Origin of the sequence: Actinomadura bangladeshensis, from assembly GCF_004348335.1 — a bacterium.
Lineage (GTDB): Bacteria > Actinomycetota > Actinomycetes > Streptosporangiales > Streptosporangiaceae > Spirillospora > Spirillospora bangladeshensis.
Genome location: NZ_SMJW01000179.1, coordinates 1 through 16,971 on the forward strand (window position 1 = coordinate 1; position 16,971 = coordinate 16,971).

Genomic DNA, 16,971 nt, shown 5'->3' on the forward strand with positions numbered 1-16,971 from the left:
CCCCCGGGTGGCGGTCGGTGCGGGGCGGTCAGCGCGCGGCGCGGCGGGTGGCGGTGGCGGCGGTGAACCGGCGGGGGCGTTCGCACACCAGCTCGGCCTCACCGGCCTCGGTCAGGCGGTCCAAGGCGTTGGACACCGCCCCCGCCGAGTGCCCGATCACCTTGGCGATCTCGTGCGGGGTGAACGCCGCGCCCCGGTGGCCGGTCAGGTGCGCGGCGACCTTCGCCCGCATCTCACCCGGCGCCGAACGCGGCGCGCCCGACGCGGTGCGCGGGCGCCCGTTGGCGGCGGCGCGCACCAGCCGCCGCACCAACCCCGACCCGCTGTAGGCGCCCTCGGCCGCCGTCAGCGCCGCCGCACCGTCCCCGGCGTCCAGCGCGGTCAGCGCCGCCCCGATGGCGTCCTGCAGGGCGGTCAGCGCGTCCCGCGCCTCGGCCACGGCCGCCGCGTCCATCCCCGCCTCGGCGTCCCCGGCGTCCTCGGCGTCCGTGGGTTCGGTGGCGGGCGCGTCCCCGGCGGTGGCGGTGTCCGTGCCGGTCGGCGCGTCCTCACCGGTGGCGGGCGCCTCGGTCGGCGCGTCCTGCCCGGTGGCGGTGTCGTCAGCGGTCGGCGCGTCGGTGCTGACCGGGCTGTCGGTGGTGGCGTCCGCGTCATCGGTCGGCACGTCCGGGGCGGACGCGTCCGGGGTGTCGCCGGTGGCGGTGGCCGGGTGCCAGGTGTCGGGCAGGCGCTTACCACCGTCCCGACCGCCGCGCGTCCGGGCGGCGCGCCCGTCACCCTCCAGGGTGGTCAGCGTCCGCGTGACGGTGGCGCGGCTGACACCCGACGCCTCCGCCAGCGCGGTCACGGTCGCACCCGGGTTGCGCGTCAGCGCGTCCCACACGTCCCCAGCCGCGCCGGTCGGGCGCGCCCCGCCCGTGATAGCGGCGGCGCCGTTCCCGGCGTTCTCGTTGTCCGTGACGCCGTTCCCGGCGGCACCATTTCCGGTGATGTTCTTCGCGGCCATTTCGACTCCCATTCGATGTGACCGGCGACCGAAATTCCGGCGCCGTTCCCGTTCATCGGGAGCTCGACCATTTCTCGATGCCGCGCCACTAGGCAAGCACCTTCGGCCACATTTTTAGTCACCTCAACGGCTGAACAACCTAACCATTCACACCCACGCCCGCTAAACCCACCCGACGGTAAAGCAGATTTGCACCAATTCACACCCGGACACCTCATCACGCGCGCGCCTTTTCGGAGTCCCGTGTGTCAAAACGCGCGGCGGCGCGGCCCGACGGCACCTCATGGAGGCGTTTCGCACCCCTCTCGCCTTTTCGACTCGTCGGGCGACGGCGACCTCGCGCCTCGGGCGCCGAAGGGCCCAGCGCCGACCCGCCGCCAGCGGGCCGGCATACAGCCGGTGTATCGATGAGAGAGAGGGAGGGACGGCAAACCGACCAGAGGAAATAGGTAGAGGACAGAGAAAAACCAGACCAACATCGCAAGCTATTACCAGGGGTCGTTCTGGTGACGAGTCGGGGCCACCAACAGAATATGCACCACCCGCTGCGACCTGCCCAGACGCCGTAAGCAACACCTTCTGTTCATAGACAGAACCCCGAAAAGAAGACCGATAAGAACCCTGAAAACAAGACCGGAGAGACGACAGCACGCCGCACCGTCCACGCAGCGAGCGCCGGCGCACAAAACCGGCACAGACGCCTGGGCCCCGTCCGTAGACCGGCTGATGCGGGCCTGCGGACGGGGCCTCCCGACGCGAGCAGCGTTCTTCTACGCTGTCCCTTGAGGGGCCAGCCTGGTATCAGCAGGCTGGGCCCTCCCTACGACGCCAGCGTCACCTGCTGCCCCGGGCCGTTCTGGGCGGGGCGGCGCAGGTCCATGTCGGCCCACACGGTGAATCCGTCGCCGGGACTGCCGTGCACTCCCATCGTCAGGGCCAGCTTGGACACCGTGAGCAGGCCGTAGCCGCCCACCCGCGGCTCGCACCCCGGCGTCTCCGACCGGATCGTTGGCACGCAGCCCCCGCCCAGATCGGTCACCGCGATGTAGGCGATCTCCGACAGCGTGACCTCCAGGCCGAACCAGCCCCGGTCGTTGCCCGACCGCGAGTGCCGGACCGCGTTCGTGGACAGCTCGGCCACCACCAGCGCCACGTCCTCTTCACGGCCGGTCCCCTCGAACAGCGTCGCGGCGAACACCCGAGCGGCACGCACCTGATCCACTCGGCCCGGGTAGACCCGACGCCACTGCATCGGCCCCGAACCCCGCAGCCAGTCACCCGGAGAGCACATGCCCCAGCTTTTCTTTTCCACTTTCCATTCCCCTTGTCGTTTGGCCGCCCCTGCCGTTTATACGGCCGTTAAAGCGGGCGGATGGAATACAATCAGCGCTTGCCTCTGTTCATGGCGTCAAGCAAGCTGTGTATAGGTCTGGCAAAAACAGGGATCCGCACCGACGGTTCAGAGCGGGTCGCCAGCTCTCCATCGAGCAACCTGCCTTGCAAGGGCATCTGCGGTCTCCTGCTCAACGAGCTGGCCGCCGAGCAGCGCCCACCAATGCCGCGTGGACTGCCCGTACCAAGCGCACAGGTATGGGAATCGCTCTTGCAAGGCCAGCAGCCACGCCCGCCTTATCCGTTCTGGAGAAGCCTGGATGGCGGGCACAATCGGCAGATCAAAAGATGTGTCTTCCGGAGTCGAGGGAGAGCCGTCTTGTTCATTCATCTGGTCAACAACACCGTGGCAGCGCCTTCTCCCTGTTGCCGTCCTCGCCGCAACTAGAACTCGGAAGGACCTGGCCAAGGACCGGATGGGCAACCTTGATCATGCTTGCTGTCAGGAGGGTCACCAGCCGCACCATCATCTGTTCAACGCCGACGCCGACACGACGCCCAGAGCAGTGCGCGACCCGGGCCCTGGTTGGGCGATCGTCTGGCACAGGAGGTCGGCGGGCAGGCGCTCGACGGCTTGCTGCGTCTGATCCTCTGGGAATCGGTGCACGATGACCGGCTCTCTATAGGGCGTGGCGATCTGGTCACTGTTAGTGAATCTGGGGCGGGCGCCACAGCTCTAGACGACAATGTTCGACAGCTTGCGACATCTTCAGCGTTCGCCCGGCAACCGACAGACAGGGAGGTGCACGCTCATGCCCTATGAGACGACCCCACAGGTCCGGGCTCGGCTGCGCCGCGAACGGCGGACGAGGGGATGGGACATCCCCCGCATGGCCCAGGAGCTGCGCGACGCAGCCGACTATCCCCACAAGATGCCGAGCGTTCGGAGCCTGCGCCGCTACATCGAGCGGTGGGAGAAGGGCGAGGTCGTCCGGGTCACCGAGCGCTACCGCATCCTGTACACCCGGGCCTTCGGCATGAGTGACGACGAGCTGTTCGAGGACGGGCCTCAACCGCCGCCCGCACCCAATCCCAATGAGGGAGACGTCGAGGCGATCCGCGGCATGCTCGCGGCGCTGATGGCCTCCGATCGGCAGTTCGGCGGCACCCGCATCCGCCGGCAGGCCACCGAGTACCTCACCGACGTCATCGAGCCGCGGCTCCGTGGACACGCATCCGATCCCCTCCGCCGGCGGCTCTTCGCGGTCTCCACCGAGTTCACTCTGCGTGTCTCGGCGATGAATCTGGACACCGACCGGCCGGATACCTCTCTCACCCTGCTGGGCCGGGCCGCGAGTATGGCCAACGAGTCGGGCGACCCCTCCCTGACGGCGTGGGTGTTGTCACGGCGCGGGGAGCATGAAATGCACCAAGCCACACTCGCCCGACGTCCCGCCCAGAAAGCGGGATACGTGGACCAGGCGTTGGCTTACACCGAAGGCGCCGTCGGCATAGCGCGCGCGGTCCCTCCGCTCGGGCGGGCCTTCCTGACGACCAAGGCCGCGCTCGCATGGTCGCTGACCGGTAACCGTGCACGCACCCAGCGCATCCTCGGCGATGTGTGGGACGCCTACGAGCGAACCGGAACGACGACCGAACCCAGTTGGATCAACGCCTACGGAGTCGGGCATCTGCGCCATGAGGAGGCCCGCTGCTATGTCAACCTCGGCATGGGACGGCACGCCATCCGCTCCGCCGAGCAGAGCCTGGCCACCCGAACCGAACCACGGCCCCGCGCCTTCACCCTCGGCGTCCTTTCGATCGCACACGCGCAGAACCTGAACATCGAGCAGGCCTGTGCCTACGGCCATGAGCTCCTCGCACTCGCCGCTGAGATCTCCTCACGCCGTGTCTGTCTACGGGTCACCGAAGTGCTCGATGCCCTCCGACCTCACCAGGACCAACCAGCCGTCACCGAGCTATACGAGGCCGCGCGTCCGGTGTTGGCGCGTTGCGCCCGGTGAGCCGCAGGTAACCGTTCATGGCAGCCCTTCCCGACGAGATCCGGCTCCTGCTTGACACGGTCAGCGAGCGGTGCGCAATTCCGACGGGCGATGCTCGGCTGGTGGGGCAGCACAGCAACACCGTCATCGCGCTGCCGGCAGCACGACTCGTCGTTCGCATCGCCGGTAACCCCAAGGCGTTCGACAGGGTCACTCAGTCCGTCGCAATAACGCGATGGCTGGCCAGCCGCAGGTTCCCCTGCACCGAGCCTGCCGATGCCGATCCCTTCCGCATCGACGCACACGTGTTGTCGATCTGGCGGCTGCTCGAGGTCTGTGCCGGGCCACCGGGAACCGGCGCAGACCTCGGCCGAATACTCCGGGCGCTCCACGACCAGCCGGTCCCGCCGTTCAAGCTGCAACCGATGACCGACCCGTTGGGCAGTGTCGCCGAGGCAGCCCAACGCCACCCCAATGCCATGAGCAACCGAGACCGGTCATGGCTGCTCACCCGAATCAATGAGATCCGCACCGCCTGGACGCAACTGGCCGGCACGCTCCCCTCTGGGCTGATCCACGGAGATGCCCACACCAATAACCTCATCCGGGTCCGCGATGGGGAGGTCGTGCTCGGCGACTGGGACCACGTCGCCCATGGCCCTCGGGAATGGGACTTGATCCAGCCGCACTACATGCGTCGCCGGTTCAACCGCCATACTGAGCAAGATCTTGATGCCTTCACAGCCGCCTACGGACGGAACGTTCGTACCTGTCCGGGCTTCGACGTGCTCGTGCACGTCCGTGAACTCAGCGGACTGAGTCCCTACATTCGCAAAGCTCCGAGTACCGATTGGGCTCGGCGAGAAGTCGCTCACCGGCTCGCCACCTTGCGAAATGACGACACGGCCGCCAAGTGGAACAGCCCTCCGAGACCGACATCTGCCGAGCAGGGCTGAACCTCGATGGTCCCGACTATCAGGTCGGCTCGAAGTCCGCGTGTGGGATCGACCGCTTCCATCCTGCTTCGAATGCCGACAAGCACAGCGACACCACGGACGGCTCGGTGCGATTCTCAGGGCCCAGCGACGATCCGTCCCCGGCGAAGTGGTTGAACTGCACGACCCGGTCGTCGAACACCCAGTAGTCGTTACCCGGCAGCGCCAGATCCGATGCCCGCCGACGCGGCAGCCAGCGCACCGACTCACCCGCCGCGACGTTCATCGGCGTCACGCCGTACTCGTAGCGGATGTAATCGGTGACCGGCTCGGACACGATACGCAACCGGCGGATCGACACCCCACGGGTCACCACGGGTGCGAGGAGGTCGATCCATCCTTGCCACCGCTCGACCGGGTCGAAATGGTCACCGCCCAGCCACCTCAAGTAGTCCGGGTCGGTCGGAGTGTAGACGTCCCTCTGCTCCAAATGCACAGCCGAGAACCGGCACCCAGCCAACAGGGAGGCGAACGAGTCCCCACGCCCGCCGTTGGGGTCGTCACTCACCTCGGTCGCCTCGCCGCGTCCCTTGTCCCCGCTGCTCGCCATCAGCCGTCCTCAAGCCGCCGCTCGCCAACCTGTCGGTTCCTGTCTCTCACCATGGTTGTCCCGCAAGTCTTCATGCCCCGTCAACCGCTCGGCGCCGGGCGATCCGGCGGCAGCCAGGTCCTCGTCGAGTGCGACCTCGGCCGTAGCACACCATCCGTTCGACGACAACACCGCAGGTCACAGCGATTATGAGCACTCCGTGAGCACTTCAGTGACATGCGTTGCCGTGTCTTCATGAAGCGCACACAGTCAGCGCTGCGGAACGTTAGGTCCCGTGGAGCGCGGTCGGCTGAGCCAGCTCGTGCCGGCTCATCGTGGCAGCGGCGCGGAGCAGATCGCGACCAGATGGAAATCCTCAAGAGGTTCCCATACCGGCATGAGAAGGATCCGGGCGAGCGAGTGACCGAGGGGGCTGCCAGCCCCTCCCGAGATCTTTACCGAAGGAATCTGGCGGCGGATGAACAGCCAGGCAGCGGCTGTTTTGAACACTCGGCCGACTTTACCTGTTCATACGAAAGAACATCGCGGTGAGGGTGTCATCGCAGGTCAGGCCCGTTTCTAACACATCATGAACACTTCGTGTGCAGGGCGTCCTGCCTATGAAGTGTTCATGATCTGCACATGCCGTGGTGGACACCTGGGGTCATCGATCCATCACGACCTTTCGGGGGATGACGACATGAGCCACCGCCGCGCCAATGACCAGCGTCCGGCCAGCACGGTTGCGTTCCGGTCGCGCAACGCGCTGACCGTTGCCGAGGACTCCTTCCGGCTACTGACGAGCGGCCCGGGCCCGCTCACGGTGGACGGCCGAGTGATCGGGCAGGGCCTGCCCCAGCAGCCGATCGACCTGAACACACTGCGCGACCTGCTGCTGGAGCGCTCCGCATCCAGCGATCTGAAGGACCAGGTGTGGTGCGAACTCATCCGCCGGGCACGGACCGGAGAGCCCTCATGGGTGGTCGGCTGCGTCGGAATGGCCATGCCCGGTCTCAAGAGCATCGCAGCGCGCATCATCCGTTCCAGCCCGAGCCATCTCGCTGACGACATCGTCTCGGAGCTGCTGACCGAGTTCGTCGCTCAAGTGGCGCGTATCGACACCTCGCGTCCGCACATCGCCGCGCGCCTGATGTTCTGGGCTCGCAAGGGCGCCCTGCGCGCCCGAGGCAGGGAGACCCGCCACGTCCCGTGTGACCCGCGTGAACTGCCCGACCGTGCGGCTGCGGCCAACTCGGACCCGGTGCTGTTGCTCCTGGACGCCGCACGCCAAGGGGTCATCAGCCCTGCCACCGCCGAACTGATCATCGCCACGCGGCTGGACGGCACCTCCGTCCAGGAGTACGCCCAGGTTCAGGGAGTGCCAGCCAAAAGCCTGTACAAGCAGCGGCACGCGGCCGAGACCCTGCTGGTCGCAGCCGTTCAGGACGGCCGGATTTCCGCCGACTCCGCTGTTCCGCCCGGGATGTGATGAGCAGGACGCCTCCAATTCCGGCATCCGGGCGTGGCATCCCAAGGCTCACAATGTGAGCATACCGCCGCATTGCGGTACGAATGCATTCACCTTTGGCCACAGGCATCCGGAGATTTACCCTCTTCACGGCTAGACACGGATGCGAACCCCACCGTGCACATCTACCATCGCTCGTCATTGCATTCTCGGTGCTGCTGCGGCCGCTCTGCCGCAGCAGCACCGAGAACGATCAAACGCATGGAGGCAGATACTTGATCGCAATCCGCCGGCGGGTGGCCGCTCAGCTCTGCCTTCCCGGCACCATTGGCATTGCGCTCCTGCTGACAGGCTGTGATGCCGAGGGCCGCACGGCCACGCTGCCTTCCGCTCAGACCATGCCCCCAACGTCCCCGCCCGCTGACGATGACGCCGCAACAACTGCTTATACAAACGTTGTTGCGCAACTGGATACCGCCGACTCCCTCCCTGAAGGCACCCGGAAGCAAGAGTTGTCGAGATTCATGTCCGACCCCCAGCTGTCACGGGTACTCAATCGCGTTGAGGAGTTGAAGGCAGAGAACCTCACTTCCTACGGAAACTCAATTCCACACGTGCAGAGCGTCCACGTCGACGGAAACAAAGCAATCCTGCATGACTGCTTGGACGCCAGCAATGCCGGTCTTCAGAATTCCCGCACACACAAGAAGGTGAATCGGGGCCTCAAGGAGGAAGGAGTCAAGGCGCACCTATCCAAAGGCAGCGATGGGCAATGGCGCGTCGTCAAGATAATCTCGCTCGGCGAAGGCTGCTGAGAAATGTACGCCACTGCGGTATCCATCATCATCGCAGGCTCGCTTTCAGCAAATATGGTGAGCCCATTGTCGCCCCCAGCGGATCCACTGCCGCCGGTGGCCAACATCCACGGGTACAAGTACGGCGCTAATTCCCCCGAAAGAAGCTGGCCGAGCCGCCGACCGAAATCACACTCGACTAAGCATCAGTCCAGCGAATCTGACGCGGCTGGGCCACGGGATTGCCAGGAGCTCAGCGAATACGTGCAGGTCGTTTGCGCACCCGAACCTGAGGGCAGTAAGCCACCCAAGGTTTCACCCGCACAACTGGCAATGACGAACTGGGCGCAGATGCCGATTCCTGCACCCAGGGTGCGCACCGCGCCACCGCGGCGATCGGCTGGCTTGGTGGGCTTGCCGGAGTGGTTCTGGGTTACGAACTGGCGCACGATCACCAGCCGGGCCACCGCACGCAATGTGTGGGTTGAGGTCTCGGCGAGGCCGCAGAGCATGACGATCGACCCAGGCAATGGACGCCCCGTTCGGTGCACGGGTCCTGGAACCGCATATGACAAATCTCGTCCGGCATCTATGCAGCGCACCAATTGCTCGTACACGTTTCAGCGGTCATCGGCGCATCAGCCGGGTGGGGCCTACCGGGTGCGAGTGAGCGTGCTGTGGGGAGGCACCTGGCGGGGTTCGGACGGGTCGGGTGGAGCGTTGCCGCCGCTGACGCGGTCGACGATTTTCCGGCTGCGGGTGGCCGAGGCGCAGGGTCTCTACGGATGAGGGAGTGGCATGAAGACCGGTAGTGGCACGCTGCGCAAGCCGACGGTTCCGAAGCTGACCGGCGGCCCGAACCCCGCGTCGGCCAAAAGGCTGGCGCGGCAGCGTCGGCCCCGATGGGTGATGGCCGGCGTGATGCTGCTGGCGTTCGCGGTCTTGGCGAACGTGTACCTGTTCCAGTCATCGGGTCAGCGGGTCGTAGTGGTTCGGCTCGCGCGTGATGTTGCGGTAGGGCACAAGATCGTTCAGGCGGACTTGGGCGTCGTTCGCGTCGCTACCGGCTCCACAGTGCCGGTAATTCCTGAACGTCAGCTGGGTGAGGTGGTCGGGCGGCGTGCCGCCGTGGGCCTGCGGAAGGGGACGCTGCTGGCGGCGTCGCAGCTCGCGACGCAGCAGAGTCCGCCCCCTGGGCAGACGCTGGTGCCGGTTCCGCTGAAGGCCAGCGCGATGCCGCCGGGGCTGGCTCCAGGCTGGCGCGTCCGCGTGGTGTTCACGCCCAGCGGTCAGGAGCAAGGCGCCGGTGGCGGTCCGAGGACGGGTCAACAACAGGCCGTCGTGGCTAGGGACGTCTCAGGCGTGGTCGATCAGGTGGAGGGCCCAGACGCAGAGGGGGCGATGACGGTGGCGCTGCTGGTGGCCGATGCCGACAGCAGCCGAGTGGCGCGGCAGGCGGCGGCCGGGCTGGTCGTGCTCGTGGTGACCGAAAGGCGGGGCTGAGGCGATGGCGCTGCACTGCCTGATCTCCCCGGGCGGGTCCCCGGGGGTGTCGACGACCGCGCTCGGGCTGGCGTTGGCGTGGCCGGGCCGAGTTCTGCTGGCCGAGTGCGACCCGATGGGGCGCCGGGTGCTGCCAGGGTTCATGGCCGACCGGATGCGTGCGTCTGCCGGACCGGGGCTGCTCGGGCTCGCGATGGCCGCCGAGGCCGATCCTCAGGGCCCGGTCGCGCTGGAGGAGTACGTGGTGCCGATCCCAGACGACGGGCATGCGGGGTTGCTGCATGGTGTCCGCGATCCCCGTCATGGGGTGCGGCTGGGGCCGGTCTGGCCGCGGCTGACTGAAGCGCTGCTGGCCAGGGACGGTGACGTGATCGTCGACCTGGGCCGGGTCGGCGGCAGCGATACTCCGACCGAGTTGCTGAAGGCAGCCGATGCGGTGGTGATGGTCCTCAAGCCCACTGTGACGCAAGTCGATGCCGCCGCGGCTCGGTTGGATGCGCTCATTGAGTTGGTGGGCGAGCAGGCGGCCATCAGACTGTGCTTGATCGCCGATGGGGCTTACGGCGCTGCAGACGTCGAGCGGGTGCTGGGATTCCCGGTTCTTGCCGAGTTGCCGTGTTCGCCGACGGACGCCCGTGTCCTGTCGGACGGTGCGCGTCCCCGGCTGACCTTCAGGACCTCACTGCTGGTTCGGTCGCTGAGCGTGCTCGGGCACCGCCTCCGGGCGACCGTCGCCGGGCCGGGAACCACGGCCACCTCCCTTGATGGAGCAAGGCGGTCAGCGCCGCCACTGGCGGCTTCGGGCGTTCGCCGATGACCGTATCCGGATGGGCCAACACAACGCCGGGGTTCTTCGGCTCTGCTCCCCGCCCACAGGCGGCATCGAACACTCTCACATCTGCCAGTGAGACGAACATCTGGGCGGCAGTGCGTGAGATATCTGCACAGCTGGTCGACGCGTTGGCCGACGGAGTGGACCGTGTGCGGGCGCGGCAGCTGATCCAAGCGCAGGTGCAGGCATGGGCGCACGACCAGATGGCGGCCGGCCGCCTGAGCTCGGCGTTGGAGCAGCAACGGGTGGCGCAGTTGGTGTTCGACCGCCGGTTCGGGCTAGGAGCTCTTCACCCTTTCCTGGAACGCTCCGACGTGGAGAACATCGTTGTCAACGGCTGTCGCCAGACGTGGATCAGCTACACCAACGGCACCAAGGAGCCGGGTCCGCCGGTCGCCGAGACCGACGACGATCTGATCGAGTGGGTCCAGTTGCTGGCGCGGCGCGGTAACAGCGGCCGGGAGTTCTCCCACGCGTCTCCCTTGCTGGACGTCGCGCTGGCCGACGGAGTCCGGCTTGCGGTGGTGGGCTGGGTATCGCGGCATCCGCATCTGGCGATCCGGGTCCATCGACTCGTCGACATCGGCCTGCGGCAGCTCACCGAACTGGGCACCCTCACCGCGCCGCTGGAGGCATTCCTGCGAGCGGCGGTCTCCGCGCACCGCAACATCATCGTGTGCGGGGAGGTCAACACCGGCAAGACCACGCTCGTGCGCGCCCTGGCCGGAGAGATCTCGCCCGAAGAGCGGATCATCACCCTGGAAAGCGACTACGAGTTGTTCCTGGACGATCCCCGCCTGGCACACCGCCACCCGGACGTGGTCGCGCTCGAAGCACGTCAGGCCAACTCCGAAGGCGCCGGCGAGGTCCGGCTGCAGGACCTGGTTCCGGCGTGCCTGCGTCTCAACCCCGACCGTGTCATCGTCGGTGAGGCCCGTCACGGCGAACTCGCACCGATGCTGGAGGTGATGTACTCCGGGGCGCGCGGCTCGATGTGCACGCTGCACGTCCATCGTCCCGAGCACGTCTTCAGCCGCGTCGTACAACTCGGCCGCCGCGCCGACCTCGGCCTCGGAGCCGACGACGTGCACATGATGTTCGGGCTGGCCGAGCCGCTCGTCGTGTATCTGCGGCGCGACCAGGCCACCAACGCCCGGTACGTGTCGCAGGTGATGGAGGTCGGCCCGCCTGCGGACTCAGCGGAGCCGACCCGCAACTTCATCTTCGGTCCAGGTCCTGACGGACGCGCCGCACCGGGCGGCGGACACATCAGCCCAGCCCTGCTGGAGGAGCTCATCGAGCACGGCTTCGATCCCGCGGTCCTCGATGGGGGCTGGCCGTGATGGGCTGGCTGGCCGCCTTCGCCGGCGTGTGCACCGCCGGGGCCGTGCTGCTCATCGCCGTCGGTGTTGCCGGTGTCGTTCCTGGGACATCGGAGGGGCGTCCGCCGTCCCGGATTCAGACCATTTTGCGGTCTCCGGCATGGCCCGGTCGCCGTAATCAGCTGCTCGCCGGTGCCGTGTCCGGCCTGGCGGTCCTGCTCCTGTCGGAATGGCCGGTCGCGGCGCTGGCAGCCGGAGCCGGCGTGTACGCGCTGCCGCCGATGCTGTCCGGACGAGCACCACAGCGGCGGATCGCACGGCTGGAGGCGCTGGCTCAGTGGTCGCGGCGGCTCGCCGAGATGATCGGTGCCAGCCGCGGCCTGGAACAGGCCCTGGCCGACAGCGCCCGTATCGCGCCCGCGCCGATCCTCGGACCGGTCGAAATCTTGTCCGGGCGGCTGAACAGCCACGCCAGTACCGAGCACGCACTGCGGGCGTTCGCCGACGAGTTGGACGACCCGATCGGCGACCTGATCGCCTGCTCGCTTCTCCTGTCCGCGCGGCGCCGTGGGCCCGGCACCCGCGAGGCGTTGAGCCTGCTGGCCGACGCGGTCGAGCACGAGGTGATCGTCCGTCGGGACGTAGAGGCCGAGCGGGCGGGGTTGCGCACCACGCTGATCGTGATCGTGTCGTCCGTCGGCGTGCTCAGTGTGCTCTTCGCATCGTCGGACACACTTGCAGGCCCCTACGACACCGCTCTCGGTCAGAGTGTGCTGGCCGTTGTCGCCGGGATCTACGCGGCAGGGCTGTGGTGGATGCGGCGCCTGGCCGTGCTGTCCACCGGCACCCGTTTCCTGCACATCACCTGCCCCGCACCCAAACAAGAGGTGAGCCGGTGACCGTCCTTGCCGTGTTCGCCGGATGCCTGGCCGCCGCCGGAGTCATCGTGCTCGTCCGTGAGTTCCGGCCCGCGCCGCCACGTCTGGATGCCGCTCTGGCCCGCGTCCAACCCGTGCCGTTTCAGCCCGCCTCGGTGCACGCTGGCGGCTCGACGGCCACTGACCGGGTCGGGCGGTGGCTGGTCGAACGCGTCGCGCGTCCAGCTGGGATGCTCGCTGTGCCTCGTGCCGACCTGGCGCTGCTGGACCGTTCAGGCGAACGCTTCATGGTCGACAAGCTGGCCTTGTTCCTCACCGGCCTCGCAACCCCATCCGTGCTGACCGGCCTCGTCAACGCGGCGGGCGGCGGCTTGCCGTGGGCCTTTCCGCTCGTGATGGGCCTTGTCCTGGCGGCGGTGCTGTCGCTGGTCCCGGACTGGAACGTGCGTTCCCTGGCCCGACAGCGGCGCCGGGACTTCCGCTACGCCTTCACCTCCTACCTGCAACTGGTCGTCCTGGAACGCCAAGCCGGCGCCGCGCTCAACGCCGCCCTGGAGAACCCCGCGAAGATCGCCGACGGGTGGCCGTTTCAGCGCATCGACCAGATGCTGACCCGCGCCCGGCACGGCCAGCAACAGCCGTGGCGCGCACTCGCCCAGCTCGGCGCCGACATCGATGTCCGGGATCTGACCGACCTTGCCCACACCGCGGAGATCGCCGGTGGCGAGGGCGCCAAAATTCACGACGTGCTGATCGCCAAGATCACCTCGATGCGGCACGAGGCGTCCGCTGCCGCACGCGCCGAAGCCAATGGCCGCACTACCGCCATGTGGGTGCCGACCTCTCTGCTGATGCTCGGCTTCGTGATCCTGATCGGCTTCCCGTTCTTCTCCAAGCTCCTGGCATCCGGCTAACGCCGACATCGCATCACCGACTCGGGGGACCATGAACACGCTCTATACCGCTGCAACACGCATGACGATCGCCTTTCTCAACCGCTGCGCAGACCTTGACGTCCGGCGCGACCGGGGATCGGGCGTGGTGGAGACCATCATCATCGTGGCCGGATTCGCCGGCCTGGCCTTCACCGTCTACCTTGCCGTCGCCGGAAAGGTGAACGGTTGGATCAGCAAGATCCCCGGCTCCAGCGGCCCATGACCCGGCGCAACCCGATCAAGGAGCTTGGAGGGGACACAGGGTCGGCGACCGTCACGGCCGCGATCGTCTTCCCCGCCGTCGGTGTGCTGTTCCTGGGGCTGCTGCAGGCGGTCATGGTCTCGGTCGCCCGTGACGTGGCGCTGGCATCCGCCGAAGAAGGACTACGCGCGGCCCGCGCCCGGCATGGCACCGCCGCCGACGGCCGCTCCGCCGCCATCTCCTTCGCCCGCGCCGAACCCGTCCTGCGTTCACCGGACGTGACCGTGTCCGGAGACACGACCATCACCGTCCAAGTGTCCGGAAGCGCCCCTTCCTTCCTGCCAGGCATCGACATCGCCATCAGCCGCACAGCACGCGGCGCAAGGGAACGCTTCACCACCGAGCAGCCATGACGAACCGCTTTTCGCGCAGGACGCCGCTGCGCACCGAGGACGCGGGGAACGCAGCCGTAGAGGTGGCGATCCTCGCCCCGTTGTTCATCACGTTCCTGGCCGGGCTGCTGCTGGTGATGCGCGTGCAGCACGGCAGCGCCGTCGTCGCCCAGGCCGCCGCCGACGCGGCCCGCCACGCCTCCATCGCACGCACCGCCACCCGAGCCCGCGCGGACGCAACAGCCAGCGCCATGGCGACGCTCAGCGGCCGGGGACTGCATTGCCGTCCGACCGTCCAGCTCGATCTATCCGGCTTCCGCCGCCCGGTGGGCCAGGCCGGGACGGTATCGGCGCGGGTCACCTGCGTCATTCGGCTCGCCGACGTAGCGCTGCCGCGCATGCCCGGCTCACGCACCGTGACCAAGACTCACCGGTCCCCTGTCGATCCCTACCGGGGAAAGACTCGGTGACCGCTTTGGCCCCATGGATTAGGTGGCACCGACAGCGACTCGGCGATGCCGGCAGTGTGAGCATCTTCGCCGTCATCCTCACCCTCGTCGTGGTGGTGTTCTTCGGCGCCGTCGTCGATTTCGAGCAGAAACTCGAAGCCCGTCAGGACGCCAACACCGTCGCTCAAGAGGCCGCCCGCGCCGGCGCCGGACGTGTCGATCTCAACCGCGCCTACTCCGACGGTGAGTTCACCGTCGACCGCCATGCCGCGATCGCCGCCGCGCGCGACCACCTGCGGGCGAGCGGCTACACCGGCACAGTGACCGCATCCGGAGCACGCGCCATCCGCGTCCACGTCACCATCACCCGGCCCGCGCTGTTCCTGCCCGTCATCGGCATCAGCCACCTGCGCGCCGACGGCACCGCGACCGCGAATCTGACCACCGGAGTGCGAGGACCCACCCAGCCATGACCTACGCCCGACGCACCCGCGCGATCGAGATCCTGCGCGGACTCGGCGCCCTAGCGGTCTTCGCCGTCCTGCTGGTAGGAGTCCCGACCGGGCTTTACGCCGTGGCCGGCCCTCCCATCCCCGCGCACGTTCCTACGTGGGAGCAGATCACCGCCACACTGCTGCGCCCCGACACCGACAACCGACTTTTCCTGTCCGCGGTCCGGCTGCTCGGTTGGACGGCTTGGACGCTGTTCGCCACCGCCACCTGCACCGAAACCGTCTGTTACCTGGCCGGACGTACGACTCCTTCCCTGCCGCGTCCCGTCCGCCCCCTGCAACTACTGGCTCGGGACCTGGTAGCGACCGCCACCCTCGTCTTCGGCACTGCCACAGCCCTGTCCGCACCGGCATCGGCCACCGCTCACGCCAGCACAGACACACCTTCAGCGCACGAGCCCAGCGCCTCCCCCTCCCAAGGCGGGGAGTGGGAACCCCTGCTCAGCGACGCCGCACCCCAGACACCGAAGCCCGACCAGCAGCCATGGCGGACCCGGATCATCCATCGCGGCGACACCCTGTGGGACCTTGCCCGCCGGGCCTACGGTTCGGGCGACCGTTATCTCGAGATTTTCAAGGCCAGCCGCGCCGTCGACCAGCCCGACGGAATACCGGCACTCACCGACCCCGACAACATCCACCCCGGCCAGCGCGTCAAGATTCCCCGAGTCCGGAAGAAGACGGATTCTCCTCCATCAGCCCGTATACCCGGCTCCGCGGATACCGGCGGTCTCTCCAAGTCCCAGCAGCCTCAAGAAGGCAGCCAGATGCCGCGCGCTCCACACACCGGATCCGGTGCCACGGCGGACAGGCCGTCGCGGGTTCCAAGCCCGGTCGTCGCGCCACCTGCGGAAAACTCACCCGCCGCACCGCCTCAACCCACGCTGCGGAGCGTGGAGGAGGATCGCCCATCGTCAGCCATCACCCTGCCGTCCGGCTCCTACATCGGCTTCGGCCTCGCCGCCGCGCTCAGCACCGCCGTCGCCGCCACTCGCCTGCACCGCCGCCGCAGGCGCCGTCTCTCCGACACCGCGGACGTCCCCGCTGGTCCACTGGCCCCTCCGGAACCGGTCGCCAAGGCCCGCAAAGCCCACTTGGATCGTGCTTACGCCGACCACGACGCCTCGATACCGTCCGACGCCGACCTGGTCATCCAAGACCGCACCGATGCGCCAGCCGACCACATCACCCTGGGCACCCGCGACCGCACAACAGTCGCCCTCCCGCTGCCCGGGTTGAACCTGGGACTGACTGGCAGCAACGCACGGAGCGTCGCTCGCGCGGCCACCACCGACCTCCTCGCCAAGGCTCACCGCGACCGCGCGGAAGTCCTCATCCCCCGGTCCGACGCCGAGATCCTCTACCCCGATACCGCTCTCGCTGACGTCCCAGGGCTCACCATCACCACGACGTCGGAGGCCGCCATCACCCAACTCGAGGTCGAAGTTCTTCGCCGCGCCCGGCTTCTGGAAGCCGCCAATGAAACCGACCTGGCCGCCATACGTGTCACCGACCCGGCCGAGCCCCTCCCCAACCTCCTGCTGGTCGCCACCATCCCCGAAACAACGGCAACCACCGTTCACGCCATCACCCAACTCGGTCGCCGCTACGGAATCGGCGCGTTGGCCCTCGGTCCCTGCCCGGCAGGAACCACCGTGCACCTCTCGGACGACGTCACCGTCGTCCAAGCCGACGGCCCTCACGCCGACAACCTCACCGGAGCGGCTCTGTTCCACCTGACCGCCGACGACGCCAACGCCATGCTCCACACCCTCTGCACCGCAACAGGTGCTTCCCCATCAACCCCACAACCCAGTAC

Annotated in this window: 19 protein-coding genes; 14 read left to right on the plus strand and 5 right to left on the minus strand. The window is 67.8% G+C overall.

Annotation, left to right across the window (positions count from 1 at the left end):
- Positions 1-28: 28 nt before the first annotated feature.
- Both E1284_RS28190 and E1284_RS28195 read right to left on the minus strand, forming a co-directional pair.
- Entirely contained in the window at positions 29-1,006 is a 978-nt protein-coding gene (locus E1284_RS28190) for a MarR family transcriptional regulator (protein ID WP_165965458.1), read from the minus strand.
- An 820-nt stretch (positions 1,007-1,826) separates the two neighbouring features.
- The gene (locus tag E1284_RS28195; RefSeq protein WP_131943180.1) at positions 1,827-2,228 is read right to left on the minus strand and encodes an ATP-binding protein; all 402 of its coding nucleotides are present in this window, start codon (positions 2,226-2,228) and stop codon (positions 1,827-1,829) included.
- A 1,000-nt stretch (positions 2,229-3,228) separates the two neighbouring features.
- Between E1284_RS28195 and E1284_RS28200 the strand changes: the two genes are divergently transcribed.
- Positions 3,229-4,362 (plus strand): NsdA family TPR-like regulatory protein, encoded by a 1,134-nt coding sequence (locus E1284_RS28200; RefSeq protein WP_131943181.1) that lies wholly within the window; start codon positions 3,229-3,231, stop codon positions 4,360-4,362.
- Positions 4,363-4,379: 17 nt separating this feature from the next.
- Positions 4,380-5,297 carry a phosphotransferase family protein gene (locus tag E1284_RS28205; protein WP_131943182.1) on the plus strand — a complete coding sequence of 306 codons (918 nt, stop codon included), beginning with the start codon at positions 4,380-4,382 and terminating at the stop codon, positions 5,295-5,297.
- 19 nt (positions 5,298-5,316) lie between these two features.
- Here the strand turns inward: E1284_RS28205 and E1284_RS28210 are convergent, their stop codons facing one another.
- Positions 5,317-5,886, minus strand: a complete 570-nt coding sequence (locus tag E1284_RS28210; protein ID WP_341770424.1) for a DUF6879 family protein — start codon at positions 5,884-5,886, stop codon at positions 5,317-5,319.
- Between the two features lie 309 nt (positions 5,887-6,195).
- Positions 6,196-6,375, minus strand: coding sequence for a hypothetical protein (locus tag E1284_RS28215; RefSeq protein WP_131943183.1), 180 nt, complete (start codon positions 6,373-6,375; stop codon positions 6,196-6,198).
- 190 nt (positions 6,376-6,565) lie between these two features.
- Here E1284_RS28215 and E1284_RS28220 point away from each other — a divergent pair, with 190 nt between their 5' ends.
- The gene (locus E1284_RS28220; protein ID WP_131943184.1) at positions 6,566-7,354 is read left to right on the plus strand and encodes a sigma-70 RNA polymerase sigma factor region 4 domain-containing protein; all 789 of its coding nucleotides are present in this window, start codon (positions 6,566-6,568) and stop codon (positions 7,352-7,354) included.
- 254 nt (positions 7,355-7,608) lie between these two features.
- Positions 7,609-8,148 (plus strand): hypothetical protein, encoded by a 540-nt coding sequence (locus E1284_RS28225; protein WP_131943185.1) that lies wholly within the window; start codon positions 7,609-7,611, stop codon positions 8,146-8,148.
- A 185-nt stretch (positions 8,149-8,333) separates the two neighbouring features.
- On the opposite strand, the gene E1284_RS28230 is transcribed toward E1284_RS28225, so the two are convergent.
- Complete coding sequence (locus E1284_RS28230) at positions 8,334-8,594, minus strand: hypothetical protein (protein WP_131943186.1); 261 nt, start codon at positions 8,592-8,594, stop codon at positions 8,334-8,336.
- A gap of 331 nt (positions 8,595-8,925) precedes the next feature.
- On the opposite strand from E1284_RS28230, the gene E1284_RS28235 reads away from it, so the two are divergent.
- The 10 genes from E1284_RS28235 to E1284_RS28275 form a co-directional block, all read left to right on the plus strand.
- On the plus strand, positions 8,926-9,630 hold the full coding sequence (locus tag E1284_RS28235) for an SAF domain-containing protein (protein WP_131943187.1): 705 nt from the start codon (positions 8,926-8,928) through the stop codon (positions 9,628-9,630).
- Positions 9,631-9,634: 4 nt separating this feature from the next.
- Entirely contained in the window at positions 9,635-10,447 is an 813-nt protein-coding gene (locus E1284_RS28240; protein ID WP_131943188.1) for a CpaE/TadZ family protein, read from the plus strand.
- Positions 10,444-11,805, plus strand: coding sequence for a TadA family conjugal transfer-associated ATPase (locus E1284_RS28245; RefSeq protein ID WP_131943189.1), 1,362 nt, complete (start codon positions 10,444-10,446; stop codon positions 11,803-11,805). The genes E1284_RS28240 and E1284_RS28245 overlap by 4 nt, the downstream gene beginning before the upstream one ends.
- Positions 11,802-12,683 (plus strand): type II secretion system F family protein, encoded by an 882-nt coding sequence (locus E1284_RS41840; RefSeq protein WP_165965459.1) that lies wholly within the window; start codon positions 11,802-11,804, stop codon positions 12,681-12,683. The genes E1284_RS28245 and E1284_RS41840 overlap by 4 nt, the downstream gene beginning before the upstream one ends.
- Positions 12,680-13,576, plus strand: a complete 897-nt coding sequence (locus E1284_RS41845) for a type II secretion system F family protein (RefSeq protein WP_165965460.1) — start codon at positions 12,680-12,682, stop codon at positions 13,574-13,576. Before E1284_RS41840 ends, E1284_RS41845 begins: the two co-directional genes overlap by 4 nt.
- 31 nt (positions 13,577-13,607) lie before the next feature.
- Positions 13,608-13,820, plus strand: coding sequence for a hypothetical protein (locus tag E1284_RS28255; protein WP_131943191.1), 213 nt, complete (start codon positions 13,608-13,610; stop codon positions 13,818-13,820).
- Positions 13,784-14,212, plus strand: a complete 429-nt coding sequence (locus E1284_RS28260; RefSeq protein ID WP_131943192.1) for a TadE family protein — start codon at positions 13,784-13,786, stop codon at positions 14,210-14,212. The genes E1284_RS28255 and E1284_RS28260 overlap by 37 nt, the downstream gene beginning before the upstream one ends.
- Positions 14,209-14,661 (plus strand): TadE/TadG family type IV pilus assembly protein, encoded by a 453-nt coding sequence (locus tag E1284_RS28265; RefSeq protein ID WP_131943193.1) that lies wholly within the window; start codon positions 14,209-14,211, stop codon positions 14,659-14,661. Before E1284_RS28260 ends, E1284_RS28265 begins: the two co-directional genes overlap by 4 nt.
- Positions 14,662-14,717: 56 nt before the next feature.
- Positions 14,718-15,113 (plus strand): pilus assembly protein TadG-related protein, encoded by a 396-nt coding sequence (locus E1284_RS41850; RefSeq protein ID WP_165965461.1) that lies wholly within the window; start codon positions 14,718-14,720, stop codon positions 15,111-15,113.
- On the plus strand, positions 15,110-16,971 hold a 1,862-nt coding region (locus tag E1284_RS28275), incomplete at its 3' end, for a LysM peptidoglycan-binding domain-containing protein (protein WP_131943195.1). The genes E1284_RS41850 and E1284_RS28275, both read left to right, overlap by 4 nt.

Excerpts from the sequence above, each read along its gene's own strand:
- E1284_RS28190 (WP_165965458.1), bottom strand. The coding sequence starts at position 1,006 with ATGGCCGCGAAGAACATCACCGGAAATGGTGCCGCCGGGAACGGCGTC.
- E1284_RS28200 (WP_131943181.1), top strand. The coding sequence starts at position 3,229 with ATGGCCCAGGAGCTGCGCGACGCAGCCGACTATCCCCACAAGATGCCG.
- E1284_RS28205 (WP_131943182.1), top strand. The coding sequence starts at position 4,380 with ATGGCAGCCCTTCCCGACGAGATCCGGCTCCTGCTTGACACGGTCAGC.
- E1284_RS28210 (WP_341770424.1), bottom strand. The coding sequence starts at position 5,886 with ATGGCGAGCAGCGGGGACAAGGGACGCGGCGAGGCGACCGAGGTGAGT.
- E1284_RS28220 (WP_131943184.1), top strand. The coding sequence starts at position 6,566 with ATGAGCCACCGCCGCGCCAATGACCAGCGTCCGGCCAGCACGGTTGCG.
- E1284_RS28235 (WP_131943187.1), top strand. The coding sequence starts at position 8,926 with ATGAAGACCGGTAGTGGCACGCTGCGCAAGCCGACGGTTCCGAAGCTG.
- E1284_RS28240 (WP_131943188.1), top strand. The coding sequence starts at position 9,635 with ATGGCGCTGCACTGCCTGATCTCCCCGGGCGGGTCCCCGGGGGTGTCG.
- E1284_RS28245 (WP_131943189.1), top strand. The coding sequence starts at position 10,444 with ATGACCGTATCCGGATGGGCCAACACAACGCCGGGGTTCTTCGGCTCT.
- E1284_RS28255 (WP_131943191.1), top strand. The coding sequence starts at position 13,608 with ATGAACACGCTCTATACCGCTGCAACACGCATGACGATCGCCTTTCTC.
- E1284_RS28265 (WP_131943193.1), top strand. The coding sequence starts at position 14,209 with ATGACGAACCGCTTTTCGCGCAGGACGCCGCTGCGCACCGAGGACGCG.